The organism is Pseudomonas sp. XP1 (assembly GCF_053557675.1).
The window spans coordinates 54231-76325 of record NZ_JBNRIJ010000022.1; the positions used below are offsets into that span (position 1 = coordinate 54231).

A 22095-nucleotide genomic window follows, 5' to 3' on the forward strand; every position below is an offset into this window, starting at 1 on the left:
TTGGGCCGGTCAAGGCGCGCCGAACAGCATCGTCCAGTAAACGCCGTTATCGCTACGCGAGTTTTCGGCAAAGGCCGCACCTACCTGGGTAAACATCGGGTTCATCAGGTTGGCGCAATGCCCGGGGCTGGTCAGCCAGCCTGCCATCGCCTTGCTCGGCGAGCCCTGGCCTGCGGCAATGTTCTCGCCGATCTGCCGCCCACGGTAGCCGGCATCCCATGCCCGATCCGCGGGCAGATCACCGTCGAGGTCGCGGTGCGCGAAAAAATTGTCGTTGGCCATCGCCCGGCTGTGGCGCTGCGCCGCCGTTCCCAGGGCGGTGTTCCAGGTCAACGGGCGTGCAGCGGCAAAGCGCTTGCGACCACACAGGCGCGGCTTCGCCCGTGCAGCGTTCACCTGTGCCAGCAACGCGTTGCTTGCCGATCGCCTATCGTCAAGCTGGGCATCGAGCAGGGGCCGAGCCAGCAGCACCCGCCATTCATTGCGTGAGCGACTGACGCCGATATCGGCATATTGGCTATCGAGCAGGGCTGCGCAGTAGTCGCTGCGGAGCATGTCAAAGGCCTCCTCGGCATCTCGCGCGCCGACCAGGCGGATGGCCCGCACCTTCACCGCATGATAACCCGCAGCCTTCAATCCTTCCCGCAAACCCCCGCTGTAGCCGACCGGCAACGCCAGTTTCGGTTTCTGCACCAGCGGTGTCGAGCCCCGGACAATGCGCCGCTCGCAGCGCTGTGGCTGGGTGCGATAGTCGTTGATGGCTGCCACCAGTTGCCTCTCCCCGCTGGCATGGGCGGGGTTGGCAAACAGTGGAAGTAAAGGAATGAAGCAGAGCGAGACAAAGGGGAAGCGACGGACTGCTTGGCGCATGGGGGAATGGCTCTGGTGGATAACGACGGCAAGACCGATTTGAAAGCTCGGCTAAGACTGTGCGGCTCAATACAGGTTCACGTGTACGGAGTACAATTTTTCGCGGGTACTCAACGTGAATGCTGCAACAAGGTAAACCGCAATGACACAAGCTACCGATCAGGCTTTTTACGACCGCGCGGATGCGCATATCGAACTGGCGAACCAGCAGATCGAGAAAATCGAAGACCTGGGCAAGGTCAGTGCCTCGCTGACCTTCGGCGCCTCGCGCTTCAATGCCTGGATGAGTGCCCGCAGTTTCAAGACCAGTGCCGAACTGGCTGCCGCGCGGGAAGAGTTGTTGAAGTATTTCTGCGAGCAGTACCGGATGATGCTCGAGGACAACCTGGACGAGCACATCGAGCATTTTGACCGGTATGTGCTGGGCAAAGGCGACTGAGCCATGGGGGCGCGATCTCATGGAGCTGCACAAGGCTCATTGAATTAGCAGGGGCCCTGTGGGAGCGGCTTTAGCCGCGAACACCGGCGCAGCCGGTGCCATGCACCGCGTTGGATTCTTCGCGGGTGAACCCGCTCCCACAGGGTACGCGGACCGCTTGCGAATTCAGTCCTCTACCCGCCAGCGCAGCCTTACCGGGCCTTTTTTTCCAGAATCCGCGGCCCGGTACCTTCCTTGCCCAGCACATCCTCGGGGTTACGCAGTGGGCAATCTTCCAGCGACAGGCAGCCACAACCAATGCAGTTGTCCAGGCTGTCGCGCAACGCTTCCAAGGTGCGAATGCGGGCGTTCAGGTCTTCGCGCCAGGCGGTCGACATCTCACTCCATTGCGCTGCCGTGAGCTTGCTGTTGGGCGCATAGCGGCTGAAGGCCTGCTTGATCTCCTCAAGCGCAATACCCGTGCGCTGCGCCACCTTGATGATGGCCAGCGTGCGCAGCACCAGTGAAGGATAGCGGCGCTGGTTACCCGCCGTACGGACGCTGGCGATCAGCCCCTTGGTTTCGTAGAAGTGCAGCGCAGACACCGCCACGCCGCTGCGCTTGGCCACTTCCCCTACCGTTAGCATCCGTGTGTTGTCCGCTGCCATGCCTGTTGACCTCAAGTTAACTCGAGCTTTTATAGTCCTGCCCGATCTTCCCCGCAACCGCTTTTCCTGATGATCGGAGCACTGCATGAACAAAAGGACGTTACTGGCCTGGGCTGGCGCTGTTGCAGGTGTGCTGGCCGCTGCCTATGCATTGGTCGGCAGTGGCTCGGCGCCGCCGGCTACGGCGGCATGGCCGGCGACCAAGGTGGCGCTGGCCACGGCCGAGCAAGTGCAGCTGGCACGGCAGAACTTTGCCTCGGGGGAACTGGAGGCGGTCAACCAGGTACAGGTGGCGGCCGAGACGGCGGGGCGCATCACCCGCATCGCCTTCGAGTCGGGACAATGGGTGAGTGCAGGGCAATTGCTGGTACAGCTGAACGATGCCCCGGAGCAGGCCCAGCGTGTGCAGTTGCGGGCCAGGCTACGCAATGCCGAAGTGGTGCTGCAGCGCAGCCGCAAGCTGCGCGCGGTGAACGCCGTGTCACAGGAGCTGCTCGACAATGCGGCCACCGCCGTGGACGTGGCCAGCGGGGAGCTGCAGCATGTCGAGGCGCTGATCGCGCAGAAGGCAATACGCGCGCCGTTTGCCGGCAAGCTCGGCATTCGCCGGGTGCATCAGGGCCAGTACCTGAGCGCCGGTGAGACCATCGCCAGCCTGGCCGACATCAGCCAGCTGCACGTCAATTTTTCCTTGGGCGAACAAGCCGCCCCCGAAGTGCACGTGGGGCAACTGCTGGCGCTGACGGTGGATGCGGTGCGCGGGCAGGACTTCCAGGCCCGGGTGGTCGCGGTGGACCCGGTGGTGAGCAAGGCACGCCTGGTGCAGGTGCAGGCGGCCTTGCCGAACTCGGGCGGGCAGTTGCAGCCGGGCATGTACGCCGGCGTGCGCCTGGATGCCGCGCAGCCGTCAAGCGTGCTGGCCGTGCCGGAAACCGCGATCACCTACACCGCCTACGGGCAGACGGTGTTCGTCGCTACCCGGGACCCGGAACAGGGCACCCGGGTCAGCCGGGTGCGGGTGACTACTGGTGAGCGCTGGCAGGGCCGGGTGGAGATCACCTCAGGCCTGGCGCCCGGTGACCAGGTGGTGGTGTCCGGCCAGTTGAAACTGAGCGACGGCATGCCGGTCGAGCCTGTGGCGCAGGACAGCCTGCAGGCCAGCCAGGGAGGGCGGCAATCGTGAAGTTCACTGACCTCTTTGTCCGCCGCCCGGTGCTGGCGCTGGTGGTCAGCAGCCTGATCATCCTGCTGGGGCTGTTTGCCATGGGCAAGCTGCCGATCCGCCAGTACCCGCTGCTGGAAACCTCCACCATCACCATCAGCACCGAGTACCCGGGCGCCTCTGCCGAGCTGATGCAAGGCTTCGTGACCCAGCCGATCACCCAGGCGGTGTCGTCGGTCGAGGGCATCGACTACCTGTCCTCGTCGTCGCAGCAGGGGCGCAGCCTGATCACCTTGCGCATGGTGCTCAATCGCGATTCGACCCAGGCGCTTGCCGAGACCATGGCCAAGGTCAACCAGGTGCGCTATCGCCTGCCGGAAAAGGCCTACGACCCGGTGGTGGAGCTGTCGGCAGGTGACTCCACGGCGGTGGCCTACGTGGGCTTTGCCAGCGAAACCTTATCGATACCCGAACTGAGCGATTACCTGTCGCGGGTGGTGGAACCGCAGTTCTCCGGCATCGACGGTGTGGCCAAGGTGCAGTCGTTCGGCGGGCAGCGATTGGCCATGCGCCTGTGGCTGGACAGCGAGCAGATGGCCGGGCGCGGGGTGACGGCCGCCGACGTGGCGCAGGCGGTGCGTGCCAACAACTACCAGGCGACGCCGGGGCAGGTGCGTGGGCAGTACGTGCTGGCCGATATCCAGGTGGACACCGACCTGACCCGGGTCGAGGACTTCCGCGAGCTGATCATCCGCAACGATGGCACCGACCTGGTGCGCCTGCGCGATGTCGGCACCGTCGAGCTGAGCGCGGCCGCCACACAGACCAGCGCCACCATGGACGGCAAGCCCGCCGTGCACCTGGGGCTGTTCCCCACCCCAACCGGCAACCCGCTGGTGATCGTCGAGGGTATTCGCCAGCTGCTGCCGCAGATCCGCCAGACCCTGCCACCCGGGGTGGAGGTGGCGCTGGCCTACGAGACCGCACGCTTCATCGACGCCTCGATCGACGAGGTGCTGCGTACCCTGGTGGAAGCCATGCTGATCGTGGTGCTGGTCATCTGGCTGTGCCTGGGTTCGCTGCGCAGCGTGGTGATCGCGGTGGTGGCCATCCCGCTGTCGATGCTCGGCGCGGCAGGCCTGATGCTGCTGTTCGGCTTCAGCCTGAACCTGCTGACCTTGCTGGCGATGGTGCTGGCCATCGGCCTGGTGGTGGACGACGCCATCGTGGTGGTGGAGAACGTGCACCGCCATATCGAAGAGGGCAAGTCGCCGGTTGCCGCGGCGCTGGCCGGGGCGCGGGAAATCGCCGGGCCGGTGATCGCCATGACCCTGACCCTGGCCGCCGTATACGCGCCGATCGGCTTGATGGGCGGGCTGACCGGCACGCTGTTCCGTGAGTTTGCCCTGACCCTGGCGGGGGCGGTGATCGTGTCCGGCATCGTCGCGCTCACCCTGTCGCCGGTGATGAGTTCGCTGTTGTTGCAACCCGGCCAGCAGCATGGCGCCATGGCCAACATGGCCGACCGCCTGTTCGGCATGCTGACCGGGGCCTATGGGCGAGCACTTGCCTACACCCTGTCGCATCGCTGGATCAGTGGTGGTGTGGCGCTTCTGGTGTGCCTGAGCCTGCCTTGGCTATACCTGCTGCCGCAGCGCGAACTGGCCCCGCCCGAGGACCAGGCGGCGGTGCTGACGGCCATCAAGTCGCCGCAGCATGCCAGCCTGGATTATGTGGAGCGCTTTGCCCTGAAACTGGACCAGGTGATGAAGTCCCTCGCCGAAACCACCGACACCTGGATCATCAACGGCACCGACGGCCCGGCCGCCAGTTTCGGCGGCATCAACCTCAGCGCCTGGCAGGTTCGCGAGCGTTCCGCCGCGCAGGTGCAGGCGCAGTTGCAGCAGGCCGTGGCGGACATCGAGGGCAGCAGCATCTTCGCCTTCCAGGTGGCCTCGCTGCCGGGCTCCAGCGGTGGCTTGCCGGTGCAGATGGTGTTGCGCAGCGCACAGGACTACCCCGAGCTGTACCAGACCATGGAGATGATCAAGCAGCGCGCCCGCGACAGCGGCCTGTTCAGCGTGGTGGACAGCGACCTCGACTACAACAACCCGGTGGTCAAGGTGCGCATCGACCGCGCCAAGGCGGCCAGCCTGGGCATCAGCATGCAGGCTATCGGCGAGTCGCTGGGCGTGCTGGTGGGCGAACAGTACCTCAACCGCTTCGCCCTGTTCGGGCGCTCCTACGACGTGATCCCGCAAAGCATCCAGGACCAGCGCCTGACACCGGCTGCGCTGAACCGCCAGTACGTGCGTGCCGAAAACGGCAGCCTGGTGCCGCTGGCCACGGTGGTGCACCTGGACATCGAAGTGGCGCCCAACCGCTTGCTGCAGTTCGACCAGCAGAACGCCAGTACCCTGCAGGCGATCCCGGCGCCCGGTGTGTCGATGGGTAATGCCGTGGCATTTCTCGAACAGCTTGCCGCCGAACTGCCACCTGGCTTCAGCCATGACTGGCAATCGGAGTCGCGCCAGTACGTGCAGGAGGGCTTTGCCCTGATGTGGGCGTTTCTCGCCGCCCTGGTGGTGATCTACCTGGTGCTGGCCGCGCAGTACGAAAGCCTGGTGGACCCGCTGATCATCCTGGTGACCGTGCCACTGTCGATCTGCGGTGCGCTGCTGCCGCTGGCGCTGGGCTGGGCCACGCTGAACATCTACACGCAGATCGGCCTGGTGACCCTGATCGGCCTGATCAGCAAGCACGGCATCTTGATGGTGGAGTTTGCCAACGAGATCCAGGTGCGTGACAACCTCGACCGTGCCGCCGCCATCGTCCGCGCCGCGCAGATACGCCTGCGGCCGGTGCTGATGACCACGGCGGCGATGACCTTCGGCGTGCTGCCGCTGCTGTTTGCCAGCGGCGCCGGGGCCAACAGCCGCTTTGGCCTGGGGGTGGTGATCGTGTGCGGGATGCTGGTGGGGACCTTGTTTACCCTGTTTGTGCTGCCGACGATCTATGCCTTGCTGGCGCGAGACCATCGGGTGACCACGGTGCGGGGGCAGCAGTTGGCGGAGGCTGAGCGGGTGCTGGACATGTGAGGTAAACCTGGCCACATGCGCGATCCCTGTAGGAGCGGCCTTGTGTCGCGATAGGGCCGCTCCTACAGGGATCGCGCAAGTTTTGGGATATCGAGCATGGCGCTGGTTTGATCAGCCAGGCGACCGATCGCGGCGTATCTGGGTGACGAGGGTAAAGCGATCATCCGGGTGCACCGTCTCGGAAACCGCCATCAGGTCGCCGTTTTCCTCTCGGTAATGGCGAATGATCTTCAGCCCCGGCGCGCCTGCCTCGGCCTTCAGCACCCTGGCCATTTCCGCGGTCAGCAGCACTGCCCGCACCTGCTGGTCGACCACCGCGATCGCCCGGCCATAGTGCTGCTCGATCAGCCCCGCAATCAGTTGGTCGGGGTGCTCGCGGGCCAACTCGATGACCTCGGCATAGTCGCGCTGCGCGTACACATCGGTCCAGCACAGCGGCGCCGTGTTGTGCACGCGGTCGACACGGATGCTCGACACGCAGAAGTAGTGCTCGCCCGGAACCAGCCCCAGCCGCGCCGCCTCGCTCAGGTCGGCGACGAAGTGGCGCACGTCCTGGATTTCCCGTTGCTGGGTTTCCGCCAGGTGCGCCAGGTCCGCCACGCTGGCCAGTGACTGCGAATAGCCACCGCGCGGGCTGCTGGCCTCCACCCGGGTACCCACGCGCTTGCGCCGCGATACCAGCCCTTGGTTGAGCAACTGGTTGATCGCCGCGCGCACCGTGTGTCGGCTCACATCGTAAAGGTCGCACAGCTCGAACTCGGTCGGCAGCAGGCTGCCCACCGGGTAGCGGCCGCTGGCAATACCTTCCATCAAGTCCTTTGCCACGGTGGTGTAGCGCGTCGGATTCATACCTTTGGTCTGTCTCGCGAAGTAGCCCCGGAAATCAAGCCTGTGCGGGCAGGCTCATATGCAGCAAGGGGAACGGCCGGCCTTCGCCATCCAGCGGTGAGCGGCCGGTCTGGATGAAACCGTAGTGCCGGTAGAACCCCACTGCCTGCGGGTTCTGCTCGTTGACATCGACGCTCATAACGTTGTGCTTCTGGCGGCCGAAATCCAGCAGCGCGCGGCCAATGCCCTGGCCATGGCGCTCGGGGGCGACAAAGAGCATTTCCACGTGGTTGCCATTGAAGCCAATGAAACCAAGTGGGCGGTCTTCGGTGTCAACCGCAACCCAGAGCTCGACGGCCTGGAAGTAGACGTCGCGCAATTGCGGCAGCAGCGCGTCGATGTCGGACGCTTGCAGAAAGTGGTGCGTGGCGCGCACGGCGCGCAGCCAGATATCGAGCAGTTGCGGATGATCTGCAGCGATGCTTTGGCGGATGATCATGGAGTGATGCCTGGTCGGTGTATGGCTGCGGGGTCGGGAGGAAGAAAAAGGGTACCCGGATTGTAGGTGGCGGGGCAATGACGGTGGGGCAGGGCATCAGCTGATGCGTTGCCCGGGCTGGCCCTTTCGCGGGTAAACCGCTCCCACAAGCAAGCACTGCCCTCGAGCCCGGCGCCGTACCTGTGGGAGCGGGTTTACCCGCGATATCAGAAGCCCGCCTCCAGGCCCAGCAGGTCCTGCACCGTCTGCCTGCGGCGAATCATCCGTAGCGCCCCATCCTCGATCAGGAACTCCGGCAGCAATGGCCGGCTGTTGTAGTTCGACGACATCGACGCGCCATAGGCCCCGGCGTCGTGGATCACCAGCAGGTCACCCACCTGCGCCTGGGGCAGGTCGTGCGGGGTCAGTTCCTGGTCATCCTGGGTAAACACATCGCCCGACTCGCACAGCGGCCCGGCCACCACGGTCGGCTGCCGTGGGCGGTCGACCGGCTGGCCGTCGGCGTCGAGCAGGGTCATGCGGTGGTAGGCCCCGTACATCGCCGGGCGCATCAGGTCGTTGAAACCGGCGTCGATCATGACGAAGGTATTGCGGCCCACCTGCTTCACGGCGCGTACCTCGGCCACCAGGTAGCCCGATTCCGCCACCAGGAAGCGCCCTGGCTCGATCTCCATGCGCACGGGGTGGCCCAGCATCGCCTCGATCTCTTTGCGGGCCACGGCCCAGGTCTGGGCGTAGCGTTGCAGGTCGACCGGCTTGTCGCTGCTGCGGTACGGGGTGGAAAGCCCGCCGCCAATGGAAAACGCTTCGATGTCCACGCCTAGGCGGCCGATCAGCTCGATCATCGAGCGGGCCACTTGCTCCAGGTGCTGATAATCCACCCCCGAGCCGATGTGCATGTGCACCCCTACCAGGTGCAGGCCATGGGTTTTTACGCAGGCCAGCGCTTCGCCCAGCTCTTCGTGCCAGATGCCGTGCTTGCTGTTCTCGCCACCGGTGTTGGTCTTGCGGCTGTGGCCATGGCCGAAGCCGGGGTTGATGCGGATCCACACGCGGTGACCGGGCGAGCGTTCACCCAGTTGGCGCAGCATGTCGATGGAACCGGCGTTGACTTCGATCTTCGAGGCCACCACCCGCTCCAGGGTCGGCCGGTCCAGCGCGTCGCAGGTCAGCACCACGCCGGCAGGGTCGCCATCCACGCTTGCGCCCGCGGCAAAGGCCCGCTCCATTTCGCCCAGCGACACTGCGTCCAGCACCAGGCCGTGGGCGCGCATCAGGCGCAGCACATGCAGGTTGGGGTTGGCCTTCTGGGCGAAGCGCACGGTATCGAACACTTTCAGCTGTTCGACGCGCTCGGCGATGGTGCCGGCGTCATAGGCCCATAGCGGCGAGCCGTGCTGGCGGACAGCCTCGGCCAGAAGAGTGAAGGGTGCAGTCATGGTGGCGCTACTCATATAAGGAAGGCCACGAGAATGAGCCAAAGCAGGAATTCAGAAAAATAGCTATTTTTCTGTCAGCCATTCATATCTGATATGACTATTGCCGACTTGCCAGGTGTTGCCGTGAAACTGTCCGTCCGCCATATCGAAGTGTTTCGCGCCATCATGGCCGCTGGCAGCGTCACCGGTGCGGCGCGCTTGCTGTTTACCTCGCAGCCCACTGTCAGCCGCGAACTTGCGCGGCTGGAGCAGGTGACCGGGCTGAACCTGTTCGAGCGCGAAGGCGGCCGTCTGGTGCCGACGGCCCAGGCGCTGCTGTTGATCGAGGAGGTTGAGCGGGCCTACGTAGGGCTGGAGCGCATCGACCGCTTTGCCCAGGCCATCCGCAATTTCGAGCAGGGTCGGTTGGCCATTACCTGCCTGCCGCTATTTTCCCAGACCTTGCTGCCCAAGGCTTGCCAGCGCTTTCACCAACAGCACCGGGGCGTGAGCGTGAGTATCCTGGCGCAGGAGTCGCCGTTGCTGGAGGAGTCGCTGGTTGCCCAGCAGCATGACCTGGGCCTGACCGAGGTAGAGCAGATACCGCGTGGCGCCTACGGCGAATTGCTGTTCAGCGCCAACATGGTGTGCGTGCTGCCCGACGGGCACCCGTTGCAGGCAAGGGCCGAGCTGGAGCTGAGCGATTTCCACGAGGTCGACTTCATCAACCTGGCCAGCCTGGACACCTACCGGCAGCGCCTGGACCAGCACTTTCGCGCGGCGGGGGTGAACCGCCGCACGGTCATCGAAACCACCAGTGCTGCCTCGGTGTGCGCCATGGTCAGGCAAGGCCTGGGGGTGGCGATCATCAACCCGCTGAGCGGGCTGGAAGCGGCGCAGGGCGGGTTGCCGATCCGGCGGTTGCGGGTGTCCGTGCCGTACCAGGTGATGCTGATCAGGCCGGACCACCGGCCGGCATCGGCGGCGGTGGAGCCGTTTTGCCAGGCGTTGCGGGTGCAGGCCCGGGAGATGCAGCAGGCGCTGGCATGATCGTTGTGGGGGAACTGCCTTGCACAAAACCTAAAAACTGGCGCGATCACTGTGGGAGCGGGCAAGCCCGCGAAGCAGGCGACGCGATGGATGGCACCGGCTGTGCCGGTGTTCGCGGGCATGCCCGCTCCCACAGGGGCAGCGCCGGTATTCAGTTCGTCACAGCTCGCAGACGAACGTGCCGGTCCCGGCCAGGATGTTCTCCAGGGTTTCCTTCACTTCATCCATGTCACTCAACTCGCTGGTCAGGTTGATCTCCAGCACCTCATCGCCCTTCAGCGCATCCCGGTCGCCGGCCGCCACTTCGATCAGCAGGCGCTTGGCGCTCAGGGTCACTTTCAGGCCATCCAGCGTCGACGGCTCATCATCCAGGGTCAGGTCGACGGTGTCTTCGTCCGGGTAGCGGGTCAGCAGGAACATCTGACCCTTGTCGCTGTGGCAGCACAGGGTCGCCATGTTGTCTTCCTCGTCATCGCAAGGGGTGGCGAACAGAAGGGCAGTATTGATTTGCATGGACAAGGCTCGGATCAAAGGAAACGGAAGGGAATTCTGACAGTCTTGCCTACAGGCATAAACGTAAAGTTACCGCCCCTTGACCGAAATTGTCGCAGCGCTGCAAGCCTTGATGACCAATCAGTCGTTAAGCTTCGGCGAGCCCTGGGCGTGCCTGCGCACGTTCAACGCCTGGTTTTACCGTCCGCCTTGCCACGGGTTGGCTATCGTTGATCCGTACACGGCGCACGCAGCGACGCTTCAACTATTACAAAGCCCAAGCGGAGTACCACAGATGGCGTTCTTCACCGCAGCCAGCAAAGCCGACTTCCAGCATCAACTGCAAGCGGCCCTGGCGCAGCACATCAGCGAACAGTCCCTGCCACAAGTCGCGCTGTTCGCCGAGCAATTCTTCGGCATCATCTCTCTGGACGAACTCACGCAACGCAGGCTTTCCGACCTGGCCGGCTGCACCCTGTCAGCCTGGCGCATCATCGAGCGTTTCGACCCCGAATACCCGCAAGTACGGGTGTACAACCCCGATTACGAACGCAATGGCTGGCAATCGACCCACAGCGTGGTCGAAGTGCTGCACCACGACCTGCCGTTCCTGGTCGACTCGGTACGCACCGAGCTCAACCGCCGCGGCTACAGCATCCACACCCTGCAGACCACCGTGCTCAGCGTGCGCCGCGGCGCCAAGGGCGAGCTGCTTGAACTGCTGCCCAAGGGCACCCAGGGCGAGGGCGTACGTCATGAGTCGCTGATGTACCTGGAGATCGACCGTTGCGCCAACGCCGCCGAGCTGACGGTACTGGCCCGCGAGATCGAGCAGGTGCTGGCCGAGGTGCGGGTGGTGGTGGCCGACTTCGAACCGATGAAGGCCAAGCTGCGTGAAGTGGTGGCGGAGGTGGAGCAAACCGCCTTTGGCCCGGCGCAGAACGAAAAGGGCGAGGTCAAGGCTTTCCTCGAGTGGCTGCTGGACAACCACTTCACCTTCCTGGGCTATGAAGAATTCACTGTCAAGGGCGATGCCGATGGTGGCCAGATGGTCTACGACGAGCAGTCGTTCCTCGGCCTGCCGCGCCGCTTGCGCGTGGGCCTGACGAGCGACGAGCTGCGCATCGAAGACTATGCCGTGGCCTACCTCAATGAACCGTTGCTGCTGTCGTTCGCCAAGGCCGCGCTGCCAAGCCGCGTACACCGCCCGGCCTATCCGGACTACGTGTCGATCCGCCAGCTGGACGCCGACGGCAAGGTGATCAAGGAACACCGCTTCATGGGCCTGTATACCTCGTCGGTGTACGGCGAAAGCGTGCATGCCATCCCTTATATCCGGCAGAAGGTCACCGAAATCGAGCGCCGCTCGGGCTTCGATCCCAAGGCCCACCTGGGCAAGGAACTGGCCCAGGTGCTGGAAGTGCTGCCGCGCGACGACCTGTTCCAGACCCCGGTCGACGAGCTGTTCAGCACCGTCATGTCGATCGTGCAGATCCAGGAACGCAACAAGATCCGCGTGTTCCTGCGCAAGGACCCGTACGGCCGCTTCTGCTACTGCCTGGCCTATGTACCGCGGGAAATCTACTCCACCGAAGTGCGGCAGAAGATCCAGCAGGTGCTGATGGAGCGCCTGAAGGCCAGCGACTGCGAGTTCTGGACCTTCTTCTCCGAATCGGTGCTGGCCCGTGTGCAGCTGATTCTGCGGGTAGACCCGAAAAACCGTATCGACATCGACCCGCAGCAGCTGGAACGCGAAGTGATCCAGGCCTGCCGCTCGTGGCATGACGACTACTCGGCGCTGGTGGTCGAAAACTTCGGCGAAGCCCAGGGCACCAATATCCTCGCCGACTTCCCCAAAGGTTTCCCGGCTGGTTACCGCGAGCGCTTCGCCGCGCACTCGGCGGTGGTCGACCTGCAGCACGTGCTGAACCTGTCGGAAAGCAAGCCGCTGGCGATGAGCTTCTACCAGCCGCTGACCCAGGTCGGCGAGCGTACCCTGCACTGCAAGCTGTACCACGCCGACACCCCGCTGGCGCTGTCCGACGTGCTGCCGATCCTGGAAAACCTCGGCCTGCGCGTACTCGGCGAGTTCCCGTACCGCCTGCGCCATGCCAGTGGCCGCGGCTACTGGATCCACGACTTCGCCTTCACCTACAGCGAAGGCCTGAGCCTGGACATCCAGCAGCTCAACGACACCCTGCAGGATGCCTTCATCCACATCGTCCGCGGCGATGCCGAGAACGACGCCTTCAACCGCCTGGTGCTCACCGCCGGCCTGCCATGGCGCGATGTGGCGCTGTTGCGCGCCTATGCCCGTTACCTGAAGCAGATTCGACTGGGCTTCGACCTTGGCTACATCGCCAGCACCCTGAACAACCACACCGACATCGCCCGCGAGCTGACCCGGTTGTTCAAGACCCGCTTCTACCTTGCGCGCAAGCTCACCCAGGAGGACCTGGATGACAAGCAACTGCGCCTGGAACAAGCCATCCTGACAGCGCTGGACGACGTGCAGGTGCTCAACGAAGACCGCATCCTGCGTCGCTACCTGGACCTCATCAAGGCCACCCTGCGCACCAACTTCTACCAGCCGGATGCCAACGGCCAGAACAAGTCGTACTTCAGCTTCAAGTTCAACCCCAAGCTGATCCCCGAGCTGCCCAAGCCGGTGCCCAAGTTCGAGATCTTCGTCTACTCGCCACGGGTCGAGGGCGTGCACCTGCGCTTCGGCAACGTCGCCCGCGGCGGCTTGCGCTGGTCCGACCGCGAGGAAGACTTCCGCACCGAGGTGCTGGGCCTGGTTAAAGCCCAGCAGGTGAAGAACTCGGTGATCGTACCGGTCGGCGCCAAGGGCGGCTTCCTGCCGCGCCGCCTGCCGCTGGGCGGCAGCCGCGACGAGATCGCGGCCGAAGGCGTGGCGTGCTACCGCATCTTCATTTCCGGCCTGCTCGACATCACCGACAACCTCAAGGACGGTGGCGTGGTGCCGCCGGCCAACGTGGTACGCCACGATGATGACGACCCGTACCTGGTGGTGGCGGCCGACAAAGGCACCGCGACCTTCTCCGACATCGCCAACGGCATTGCCATCGACTATGGCTTCTGGCTGGGCGATGCCTTCGCCTCGGGCGGTTCGGCCGGTTACGACCACAAGAAGATGGGCATTACCGCGCGCGGCGCCTGGGTTGGCGTGCAGCGCCACTTCCGCGAGCGCGGCATCAATGTGCAGGAAGACCCGATCACCGTCATTGGCATCGGGGACATGGCCGGCGACGTGTTCGGCAACGGCCTGCTGATGTCCGACAAGCTGCAGCTGGTGGCTGCCTTCAACCACCTGCACATCTTCATCGACCCGAACCCGGAGCCAGCCGCAAGCTTTGCCGAGCGCAAGCGCCTGTTCGACCTGCCGCGTTCGGCCTGGAGCGACTACGACACCAGCATCATGTCCGAAGGCGGCGGGATCTTCCCGCGCAGTGCCAAGAGCATCGCCATCAGCCCGCAGATGAAAGAGCGCTTCGCCATCGACGCCGACCGCCTGACCCCGACCGAGCTGCTCAATGCTCTGCTCAAGGCACCGGTAGACCTGCTGTGGAACGGTGGCATCGGTACTTACGTCAAGGCCAGCACCGAGAGCCACGCCGACGTCGGCGACAAGGCCAACGACGCGCTGCGGGTCAATGGCAACGAACTGCGCTGCAAGGTGGTGGGCGAGGGCGGCAACCTGGGCATGACCCAGCTTGGCCGGGTCGAGTTCGGCCTGCATGGCGGCGCCACCAACACCGACTTCATCGACAACGCCGGCGGCGTGGACTGCTCCGACCACGAGGTCAACATCAAGATCCTGCTCAACGAAGTGGTGCAGGGTGGCGACATGACCGAGAAGCAGCGTAACCAGCTGCTGGGCAGCATGACCGACGAAGTGGCCGGCCTGGTGCTGGGCAACAACTACAAGCAGACCCAGGCGTTGTCACTGGCGGCTCGCCGCGCCCGCGAGCGGATTGCCGAGTACAAGCGCCTGATGGCCGACCTGGAGGCCCGTGGCAAGCTGGACCGCGCCATCGAGTTCCTGCCGTCCGAGGAGCAGTTGGCCGAGCGCCTGGCCGCCGGCCAGGGCCTGACCCGCGCCGAACTTTCGGTGCTGATCTCGTACAGCAAGATCGACCTCAAGGAACAGCTGCTCAAGTCGCTGGTGCCGGACGACGATTACCTGACCCGCGACATGGAAACCGCCTTCCCGCCGTCGCTGGTCAGCAAATTCGCCGACTCCATGCGCCGCCACCGCCTGAAGCGCGAAATCGTCAGCACCCAGATCGCCAACGATCTGGTCAACAACATGGGCATCACCTTCGTCCAGCGCCTGAAAGAGTCGACCGGCATGAGCCCGGCCAACGTGGCCGGAGCCTATGTGATCGTGCGCGATATCTTCCATCTGCCGCACTGGTTCCGCCAGATCGAGGCACTGGACTACCAGGTGCCGGCGGAAATCCAGCTGACCCTGATGGACGAACTGATGCGCCTGGGCCGCCGTGCCACCCGCTGGTTCCTGCGCAGCCGCCGCAACGAGCAGGACGCCGGGCGCGACACCGCGCACTTCGGGCCGAAGATCGCGCAACTGGGGCTCAAGCTCGACGAGTTGCTCGAAGGCCCGACTCGCGAGCGCTGGATGGTGCGCTACCAGGGCTTCGTCGAGGCTGGTGTACCGGAGTTGCTGGCGCGCATGGTGGCTGGCACTACCCACCTGTACACCCTGTTGCCGATCATCGAGGCCTCGGATGTTACTGGCCATGATCCGGCGCAGGTGGCCAAGGCGTTCTTCGCCGTGGGCAGCGCGCTGGACCTGACCTGGTACTTGCAGGAAATCAGCAACCTGCCGGTGGAAAACAACTGGCAGGCGCTGGCCCGCGAGGCGTTCCGCGACGACATCGACCTGCAGCAGCGGGCGATCACCATCTCGGTACTGCAGATGGCCGATGCGCCGGAAGACATGGACGCCCGCGTGGCGCTGTGGGCCGAGCAGCACCGGGTGATGGTGGAACGCTGGCGCGCCATGCTGGATGACCTGCGCAATGCCACCGGTACCGACTATGCGATGTACGCGGTGGCCAACCGCGAGCTGGTCGACCTGGCCATGAGCGGGCAGGCGGCGGTGGTGCCGTCCTGAGCTTCATGAGGCGGTAGAAGAAAGCCCCGGCAGTGATGCCGGGGCTTTTTTGTATTCCTGGGCCGGCCTCTTCGCGGGTGAACCCGCTCCCACAGAGGTATGGCGAGCCTTGGGTGCGGTGAGGTCCCTGTGGGAGCGGGTTTACCCGCGAAGAGGCCGGTACAGGCTTACTTGAACCTGCGCTCCACGCCTTTCTCCACCAGAATCTTCGCCGAAATCTCCTCCACCGAAAAATGCGTGGAATTGATGTTGGGAATGTTCTCCCGGCGGAACAGGTTCTCCACCTCGCGCACTTCGAACTCGCACTGGGCAAAGCTGGAATAGCGGCTGTTGGGCTTGCGCTCGTGGCGGATGGCGGTGAGGCGGTCGGGGTCGATGGTCAGGCCGAACAGCTTGTTGTGGTGCTTTTTCAGCACCGCCGGCAGCTGCAGGCGCTCCATGTCGTCCTCGGTCAGCGGATAGTTGGCGGCGCGGATGCCGAATTGCATGGCCATATAAAGGCAGGTGGGGGTCTTGCCGCAGCGCGATACGCCTACCAGGATCAGGTCGGCCTTGTCGTAGTAGTGGGTGCGCGCGCCATCGTCGTTGTCCAGGGCGAAATTCACCGCCTCGATGCGTTCCATGTAGTTGGAATTGCCGCCGATCGAGTGCGACTTGCCGACGGAATACGACGAATGGGCAGTCAATTCCTGTTCAAGCGGGGACAAAAACGAAGAAAAGATGTCGATCATGAAGCCATTCGAGGTAGCCAGGATCTCACGGATGTCCTGATTGACGATGGTGTCGAAGATGATCGGGCGTACACCATCGCGCTCGGCCGCGGCATTGATCTGCTGGACCATGGTCCGTGCCTTTTCCGGCGAATCGATGTAGGGACGGGTGAATTTATTGAACGGAATGCTCTCGAATTGAGCGAGCAGACTCTGGCCCAGGGTTTCGGCAGTGATGCCGGTGCCGTCGGAGATGAAGAACGCGGTTCGTTTCATTTGCGATCTGGGCCTTAAGCTGATGACGTTTCTTGGATATGATAAGTTCGGTTTGCCGAATGCGGCTGTCGGCATTCTCACTTATTTTCCAGGTACAGGCCACAAGCGTCCGGCCAAGTCAACGAAGGCAGGCGGGCGCCCTTGAGCTTTTCCAATACAGTTAGTGGAGAGATCACCTTGGTAGAGTACGTAGTTTCCCTCGATAAGCTCGGCGTCCATGATGTAGAGCATGTGGGGGGCAAGAACGCATCCCTGGGCGAGATGATCAGCAACCTCGCAGGTGCTGGTGTATCGGTACCGGGCGGCTTTGCCACTACGGCGCAGGCGTACCGCGATTTTCTCGAACAGAGTGGTCTCAACGACCGTATCCACGCCGCGCTCGACGCACTCGACGTGGATGACATCAACGCCCTGACCAAGACTGGTGCGCAGATTCGCCAGTGGGTCATGGAAGCCGACTTCCCGCCGCGTCTTGACAGCGAAATCCGTGCGGCCTTCGCCGAAATGGCCGCCGGCAACGAAAACATGGCCGTCGCCGTGCGTTCCTCGGCCACCGCCGAAGACCTTCCGGACGCCTCGTTCGCCGGCCAGCAGGAAACCTTCCTCAACATCCGCGGCGTCGACAACGTGATCCGCGCGGCCAAGGAAGTGTTCGCCTCCCTGTTCAACGACCGCGCCATCGCCTACCGCGTGCACCAGGGCTTCGACCACAAGCTGGTGGCCCTGTCCGCCGGCGTGCAGCGCATGGTCCGCTCCGAAACCGGCACCGCCGGCGTCATGTTCACCCTCGACACCGAGTCGGGCTTCCGCGACGTGGTGTTCATCACCGGTGCCTACGGCCTGGGCGAAACCGTGGTGCAGGGTGCGGTCAACCCTGACGAATTCTACGTGCACAAGAGCACCCTGCAGGCAGGCCGCCCGGCTATCCTGCGCCGCAACCTGGGCAGCAAGGCGATCAAGATGGTCTACGGCGAAGAAGCCAAGGCCGGCCGTTCGGTCAAGACCGTCGAAGTGGACCGCGCCGAGCGCGCGCGCTTCTGCCTGACCGATGCCGAGGTCAGCGAGCTGGCCAAGCAGGCCATGATCATCGAGCAGCACTACCAGCGCCCGATGGACATCGAATGGGCCAAGGACGGTGACGACGGCAAGCTGTATATCGTCCAGGCGCGCCCCGAGACGGTGAAGAGCCGCTCCAGCGCCAACGTCATGGAACGCTACCTGCTGAAAGAGAAGGGCACCGTACTGGTCGAAGGCCGCGCCATTGGCCAGCGCATCGGCGCCGGCAAGGTCCGCGTGATCAACGACGTATCGGAAATGGACAAGGTCCAGCCGGGCGATGTGCTGGTCTCCGACATGACCGACCCGGACTGGGAACCGGTGATGAAGCGCGCGAGCGCCATCGTCACCAACCGTGGCGGGCGTACCTGCCACGCGGCGATCATCGCTCGTGAGCTGGGCATTCCGGCGGTGGTCGGTTGCGGCAATGCCACCCAGGTGTTGAAAGACGGCCAGGGTGTGACCGTGTCCTGTGCCGAAGGCGACACCGGCTTCATCTTCGAGGGCGAGCTGGGCTTCGACGTCAAGCAGAACTCGGTCGACGCCATGCCCGACCTGCCGTTCAAGATCATGATGAACGTCGGCAACCCGGATCGTGCGTTCGATTTCGCCCAGCTGCCCAACGCCGGTGTCGGCCTGGCGCGCCTGGAGTTCATCATCAACCGCATGATCGGCGTGCACCCCAAGGCACTGCTGAACTACGCCGGCCTGCCAGCCGACCTGAAAGACAGCGTCGACAAGCGCATCGCCGGCTACAACGACCCGGTCGGCTTCTATGTCGAGAAGCTGGTCGAAGGCATCAGCACCCTGGCTGCGGCCTTCTACCCGAAAAAGGTCATCGTGCGCCTGTCGGACTTCAAGTCCAACGAGTACGCCAACTTGATCGGCGGCAAGCTGTACGAGCCGGAAGAAGAAAACCCGATGCTGGGCTTCCGTGGCGCTTCGCGTTACATCAGCGAATCGTTCCGTGACTGCTTCGAGCTCGAGTGCCGTGCGCTCAAGCGCGTGCGCAACGAGATGGGCCTGACCAACGTCGAGATCATGGTGCCGTTCGTGCGTACCCTGGGTGAAGCCAGCCAGGTTGTCGACCTGCTCGCCGAAAACGGCCTGGCCCGTGGTGACAACGGCCTGCGCGTGATCATGATGTGCGAACTGCCGTCCAACGCCATCCTCGCCGAAGAGTTCCTGGAATACTTCGACGGCTTCTCGATCGGCTCCAACGACCTGACCCAGCTGACCCTGGGCCTGGACCGTGATTCGGGCATCATCGCCCACCTGTTCGACGAGCGTAACCCTGCGGTGAAGAAGCTGCTGGCCAACGCCATTGCCGCGTGCAACAAGGCTGGCAAGTACATCGGCATCTGCGGCCAGGGCCCGTCGGACCACCCGGACCTGGCCAAGTGGCTGATGGAACAGGGCATCGACAGTGTGTCGCTGAACCCGGACTCGGTACTCGAAACCTGGTTCTACCTGGCCGAAGGGCAGGGCGCGGTCTGATGCAGTAAAACGCGGGGGTACGTCTGGCGTACCCCCGCCTGGTTTTTTCCAGGGCGAGCTCCAGCAATGGATCCCGCCCTTTTTTGTGCACCAAGCAACCTTATGCAAAGCAGCAGCACTCTATTCCCCGTCGCCTTGCTCAGTGCCGAACGCCGCGGCGACCTCAGCGAAGACGTGTACCGGATCAAGGCCGGCAACAGCCCTGACCCCAGCGTCGAGCTGGCTGTCACCCGCCTGGGGCTGGCCGATCAGGGCCAGGCCCAGGGCGTGCCGGTCATTCTCCTGCACGGTAGCTTCTCCAACCGCCGCTTCTGGTACTCGCCCAAAGGGATTGGCCTGGGGGCCTATCTCGCCCGCGCCGGCTTCGATGTATGGATCCCGGAAATGCGCGGCCACGGCCTGTCGCCGCGCAACCATGACTGGAAGCACAACAGCGTTGCCGCCTATGCCCGCGATGACCTGCCGCTGATTGCCGCGTTCGTGCGTGAACAATCGGGCCAGGCGCCGCACTGGGTCGGCCATTCCCTGGGTGGTACGACCCTGGCGGCAGCGCTGGGCGGTGGCTTTCTGCCTGCCGAGCAGGTGGCCAGCGTGGCGCTGTTCGGCACCCAGATCAGCCGCGTGTACTGGCCGCTGAAGGTGCCGCCACTGACGTGGGGGGCGAAGCTGCTGCTCAAGCGCTGGGGGCAGATCTCCGGGCCGCGTTTCAAGCGTGGGCCGGAGGATGAGCCGATCGGCCTGGCCCTGGAGAGCATGCGCTGGCATGGCCTGTTCGGGCGCTTTGGCGACAAGCAGAGCGACTGGTGGGCGGGGCTGGCCAAGGTGGATGTGCCGCTGCTGGCGGTGGCTGGTGCAGGGGACTTCCAGGACCCGGTGTGGGCCTGCCGCAAGCTGTTCGAGCAATTGGGCGGTGAGCGCAAGCAGTTTTTGCGGTTGGGCCCCGAGGAAGGGTTCGAGGCTTTCGGGCATGTCGACATGCTGGTGAGCAAGGCCGCGCAGGTGCAGGTGTGGCCGCTGGTGGAGCGTTGGCTGCGGGATCCGCTGGTGCCGGTGCATGAATCCACGGTGGTGGCGGAGCCTGTGCCCGTTGGTTGAATGGGTTGCGCCTGTGCTGGCCTCTTCGCGGGTAAACCCGCTCCCACAGGAATACCACAGGGCTCGAGTGCAGTGCGGTCCCTGTGGGAGCGGGTTTACCCGCGAAAGGGCCGGTACAGGCAAAACACAATTGACTGCTTGGTCCCGGATGACTGCGATGGGCTCTACGGTGTAGCCTTGGCCGATACCCGCTTTCGTTGTGACTGACAGGAGCTTCCCATGCAGCATTACGTTACGCCCGACCTGTGTGATGCCTACCCGGACCTGGTGCAGGTGCTGGAACCGATGTTCAGCAATTTCGGCGGCCGTGATTCGTTCGGCGGCCAGATCGTCACCATCAAGTGCTTCGAAGACAACTCGCTGGTCAAGGAGCAGGTCGAGCTCGATGGCAAGGGCAAGGTCCTGGTCGTCGACGGCGGTGGCTCGCTGCGCCGTGCATTGCTCGGCGACATGCTCGCCGAGAAGGCTGCCAAGAACGGTTGGGAAGGCCTGGTCATCTACGGCTGCGTGCGTGACGTCGACGTGCTGATCCAGACCGATGTCGGTGTGCAGGCCCTGGCCAGCCACCCGATGAAGACCGACAAGCGCGGCATCGGCGACCTTAACGTGGCAGTGACCTTCGCCGGGGTGACCTTCCGCCCGGGCGAGTACGTGTATGCCGACAACAATGGCGTGCTGGTTTCGCCAAGCCCGCTGAAAATGCCGGAGTGATGCGCCGCCCGCGCTGATGGAGCTTTGATGTTCGAGGAAGACAACGCGCAGTGGGGGCTGGTACACGCCCTGGTGCTCGATGGCAAAGGTGGCGCGCGCTCGATTGCCCGTACCGAGCTGGACGACCTGCAGCTGCAACCTGAGCAGAGCCTGTGGCTGCACTGGGACCGCAGCCATCCGCAAACCCGTACCTGGCTGCTGCACGACAGCGGCCTGAGCGCGTTTGCCTGCGAGCTGCTGCTGGAGGAAAACACCCGGCCGCGCCTGCTGCCCATGGCCGATGAACAGTTGTTGCTGTTCCTGCGTGGGGTCAACCTGAACCCGGGTGCAGAGCCCGAAGACATGGTCTCGGTGCGCATCTTCGCCGAGGCGCAGCGGGTCATTTCGCTGCGCCTGCGGCCGTTGCGCGCCAGTGACGAGATTCTCCAGCAGCTCGAAGAGGGCAGGGGCCCGAAATCGGCGTCCGAGCTGCTGCTGCTGATGGGCGAACTGCTCACCGAAAAGGTCCAGGGCTTGGTCAGCGACCTGTCCGAACTGGTCGACCTGGAAGAAGAAAAGGTCGAGTCCGACGAACGGTACACCCCGGAAAACGGCTGCTTGCAGCAGATCCGCCGGCGTGCCGCCGGCCTGCGGCGATTCCTGGCTCCGCAGCGGGAGATCTACGCCCAGCTGTCGCGCAGCAAATGGAGCTGGTTCGTCGATGCCGACGCCGATTACTGGAACGAGCTGAACAACAGTCTGATCCGCTACCTCGAAGAGCTGGAACTGGCCCGCGAGCGGGCCGCCCTGGTGCTGGAGAGCCAGGATCGCCGGCGCAGCGAGCGCATGAACCGCACCATGTACCGCTTCGGCATCATCACCTGCATCTTCCTGCCCATGAGCTTCATCACCGGGCTGCTGGGCATCAATGTCGGCGGCATCCCCGGGGCGGAAAACCCCTATGGCTTCCTGTTCGCCTGCATCGTCGTGCTGGGGCTGGCGGTGGGGCAGTGGTGGCTGTTCCGGCGGTTGCGGTGGGTATAGATGCTCATTGACCTGCACCGGCCCTATCGCCGGCAAGCCAGCTCCCACAGGTGCATCACAGGT

The 22095-nt window shown here is 64.1% G+C and carries 16 protein-coding genes; 9 read left to right on the forward strand and 7 right to left on the reverse strand.

The window, feature by feature from the left end; genetic code table 11:
* Window positions 1-9: 9 nt before the first annotated feature.
* Window positions 10-870 (reverse strand): CAP domain-containing protein, encoded by an 861-nt coding sequence (locus ACK1U9_RS18265; protein WP_449110080.1) that lies wholly within the window; start codon window positions 868-870, stop codon window positions 10-12.
* A 142-nt stretch (window positions 871-1012) separates the two neighbouring features.
* On the opposite strand from ACK1U9_RS18265, the gene ACK1U9_RS18270 reads away from it, so the two are divergent.
* Window positions 1013-1309, forward strand: coding sequence for a DUF3144 domain-containing protein (locus ACK1U9_RS18270; protein WP_015269483.1), 297 nt, complete (start codon window positions 1013-1015; stop codon window positions 1307-1309).
* Between the two features lie 191 nt (window positions 1310-1500).
* On the opposite strand, the gene soxR is transcribed toward ACK1U9_RS18270, so the two are convergent.
* On the reverse strand, window positions 1501-1956 hold the full coding sequence (soxR, locus tag ACK1U9_RS18275) for a redox-sensitive transcriptional activator SoxR (protein WP_085601506.1): 456 nt from the start codon (window positions 1954-1956) through the stop codon (window positions 1501-1503).
* 85 nt (window positions 1957-2041) lie between these two features.
* Here soxR and ACK1U9_RS18280 point away from each other — a divergent pair, with 85 nt between their 5' ends.
* Both ACK1U9_RS18280 and ACK1U9_RS18285 read left to right on the forward strand, forming a co-directional pair.
* Window positions 2042-3139, forward strand: a complete 1098-nt coding sequence (locus tag ACK1U9_RS18280) for an efflux RND transporter periplasmic adaptor subunit (protein ID WP_196183203.1) — start codon at window positions 2042-2044, stop codon at window positions 3137-3139.
* Window positions 3136-6216 carry a MexW/MexI family multidrug efflux RND transporter permease subunit gene (locus tag ACK1U9_RS18285; protein ID WP_135002551.1) on the forward strand — a complete coding sequence of 1027 codons (3081 nt, stop codon included), beginning with the start codon at window positions 3136-3138 and terminating at the stop codon, window positions 6214-6216. The genes ACK1U9_RS18280 and ACK1U9_RS18285 overlap by 4 nt, the downstream gene beginning before the upstream one ends.
* A 111-nt stretch (window positions 6217-6327) precedes the next feature.
* Here ACK1U9_RS18285 and ACK1U9_RS18290 read toward each other — a convergent pair whose 3' ends face one another.
* The 3 genes from ACK1U9_RS18290 to lysA form a co-directional block, all read right to left on the reverse strand.
* The gene (locus ACK1U9_RS18290) at window positions 6328-7065 is read right to left on the reverse strand and encodes a GntR family transcriptional regulator (RefSeq protein ID WP_108481442.1); all 738 of its coding nucleotides are present in this window, start codon (window positions 7063-7065) and stop codon (window positions 6328-6330) included.
* A 34-nt stretch (window positions 7066-7099) separates the two neighbouring features.
* Window positions 7100-7543 (reverse strand): acetyltransferase, encoded by a 444-nt coding sequence (locus tag ACK1U9_RS18295; protein ID WP_085601509.1) that lies wholly within the window; start codon window positions 7541-7543, stop codon window positions 7100-7102.
* Between the two features lie 206 nt (window positions 7544-7749).
* A complete protein-coding gene (lysA, locus tag ACK1U9_RS18300; RefSeq protein ID WP_135002550.1) occupies window positions 7750-8982 on the reverse strand; it encodes a diaminopimelate decarboxylase in 1233 nt (410 codons plus the stop codon).
* 123 nt (window positions 8983-9105) lie between these two features.
* On the opposite strand from lysA, the gene ACK1U9_RS18305 reads away from it, so the two are divergent.
* Window positions 9106-10011, forward strand: a complete 906-nt coding sequence (locus tag ACK1U9_RS18305) for a LysR family transcriptional regulator (protein WP_046616290.1) — start codon at window positions 9106-9108, stop codon at window positions 10009-10011.
* A 159-nt stretch (window positions 10012-10170) separates the two neighbouring features.
* Here the strand turns inward: ACK1U9_RS18305 and ACK1U9_RS18310 are convergent, their stop codons facing one another.
* Window positions 10171-10524 carry a hypothetical protein gene (locus ACK1U9_RS18310; protein ID WP_013971664.1) on the reverse strand — a complete coding sequence of 118 codons (354 nt, stop codon included), beginning with the start codon at window positions 10522-10524 and terminating at the stop codon, window positions 10171-10173.
* Between the two features lie 274 nt (window positions 10525-10798).
* Between ACK1U9_RS18310 and ACK1U9_RS18315 the strand changes: the two genes are divergently transcribed.
* Window positions 10799-15664: an NAD-glutamate dehydrogenase gene (locus ACK1U9_RS18315; protein WP_108481446.1), complete on the forward strand. Its 4866-nt coding sequence runs from the start codon at window positions 10799-10801 to the stop codon at window positions 15662-15664.
* A 167-nt stretch (window positions 15665-15831) separates the two neighbouring features.
* Here ACK1U9_RS18315 and ppsR read toward each other — a convergent pair whose 3' ends face one another.
* Window positions 15832-16650 (reverse strand): posphoenolpyruvate synthetase regulatory kinase/phosphorylase PpsR, encoded by an 819-nt coding sequence (gene ppsR / locus ACK1U9_RS18320; RefSeq protein WP_024086557.1) that lies wholly within the window; start codon window positions 16648-16650, stop codon window positions 15832-15834.
* A 177-nt stretch (window positions 16651-16827) separates the two neighbouring features.
* Between ppsR and ppsA the strand changes: the two genes are divergently transcribed.
* From ppsA to ACK1U9_RS18340, 4 genes are all read left to right on the forward strand, one after another.
* The gene (ppsA, locus tag ACK1U9_RS18325) at window positions 16828-19203 is read left to right on the forward strand and encodes a phosphoenolpyruvate synthase (RefSeq protein ID WP_046616287.1); all 2376 of its coding nucleotides are present in this window, start codon (window positions 16828-16830) and stop codon (window positions 19201-19203) included.
* Window positions 19204-19305: 102 nt separating this feature from the next.
* Window positions 19306-20298, forward strand: coding sequence for an alpha/beta fold hydrolase (locus ACK1U9_RS18330; RefSeq protein WP_449110081.1), 993 nt, complete (start codon window positions 19306-19308; stop codon window positions 20296-20298).
* A 219-nt stretch (window positions 20299-20517) separates the two neighbouring features.
* Window positions 20518-21009 carry a ribonuclease E activity regulator RraA gene (gene rraA, locus ACK1U9_RS18335; RefSeq protein ID WP_021785500.1) on the forward strand — a complete coding sequence of 164 codons (492 nt, stop codon included), beginning with the start codon at window positions 20518-20520 and terminating at the stop codon, window positions 21007-21009.
* A gap of 27 nt (window positions 21010-21036) precedes the next feature.
* The gene (locus ACK1U9_RS18340) at window positions 21037-22032 is read left to right on the forward strand and encodes a zinc transporter ZntB (RefSeq protein WP_025338285.1); all 996 of its coding nucleotides are present in this window, start codon (window positions 21037-21039) and stop codon (window positions 22030-22032) included.
* The last annotated feature ends 63 nt before the right edge of the window (window positions 22033-22095 follow it).

Bases quoted from the DNA above. Each gene is read 5' to 3' on its own strand.
- ACK1U9_RS18295 (WP_085601509.1), bottom strand. From the start codon at position 7,543: ATGATCATCCGCCAAAGCATCGCTGCAGATCATCCGCAACTGCTCGAT.
- ACK1U9_RS18330 (WP_449110081.1), top strand. From the start codon at position 19,306: ATGCAAAGCAGCAGCACTCTATTCCCCGTCGCCTTGCTCAGTGCCGAA.
- soxR (WP_085601506.1), bottom strand. From the start codon at position 1,956: ATGGCAGCGGACAACACACGGATGCTAACGGTAGGGGAAGTGGCCAAG.
- ACK1U9_RS18280 (WP_196183203.1), top strand. From the start codon at position 2,042: ATGAACAAAAGGACGTTACTGGCCTGGGCTGGCGCTGTTGCAGGTGTG.
- ACK1U9_RS18265 (WP_449110080.1), bottom strand. From the start codon at position 870: ATGCGCCAAGCAGTCCGTCGCTTCCCCTTTGTCTCGCTCTGCTTCATT.
- ppsR (WP_024086557.1), bottom strand. From the start codon at position 16,650: ATGAAACGAACCGCGTTCTTCATCTCCGACGGCACCGGCATCACTGCC.
- ACK1U9_RS18340 (WP_025338285.1), top strand. From the start codon at position 21,037: ATGTTCGAGGAAGACAACGCGCAGTGGGGGCTGGTACACGCCCTGGTG.
- lysA (WP_135002550.1), bottom strand. From the start codon at position 8,982: ATGACTGCACCCTTCACTCTTCTGGCCGAGGCTGTCCGCCAGCACGGC.
- rraA (WP_021785500.1), top strand. From the start codon at position 20,518: ATGCAGCATTACGTTACGCCCGACCTGTGTGATGCCTACCCGGACCTG.
- ACK1U9_RS18270 (WP_015269483.1), top strand. From the start codon at position 1,013: ATGACACAAGCTACCGATCAGGCTTTTTACGACCGCGCGGATGCGCAT.
- ACK1U9_RS18290 (WP_108481442.1), bottom strand. From the start codon at position 7,065: ATGAATCCGACGCGCTACACCACCGTGGCAAAGGACTTGATGGAAGGT.
- ACK1U9_RS18310 (WP_013971664.1), bottom strand. From the start codon at position 10,524: ATGCAAATCAATACTGCCCTTCTGTTCGCCACCCCTTGCGATGACGAG.
- ACK1U9_RS18315 (WP_108481446.1), top strand. From the start codon at position 10,799: ATGGCGTTCTTCACCGCAGCCAGCAAAGCCGACTTCCAGCATCAACTG.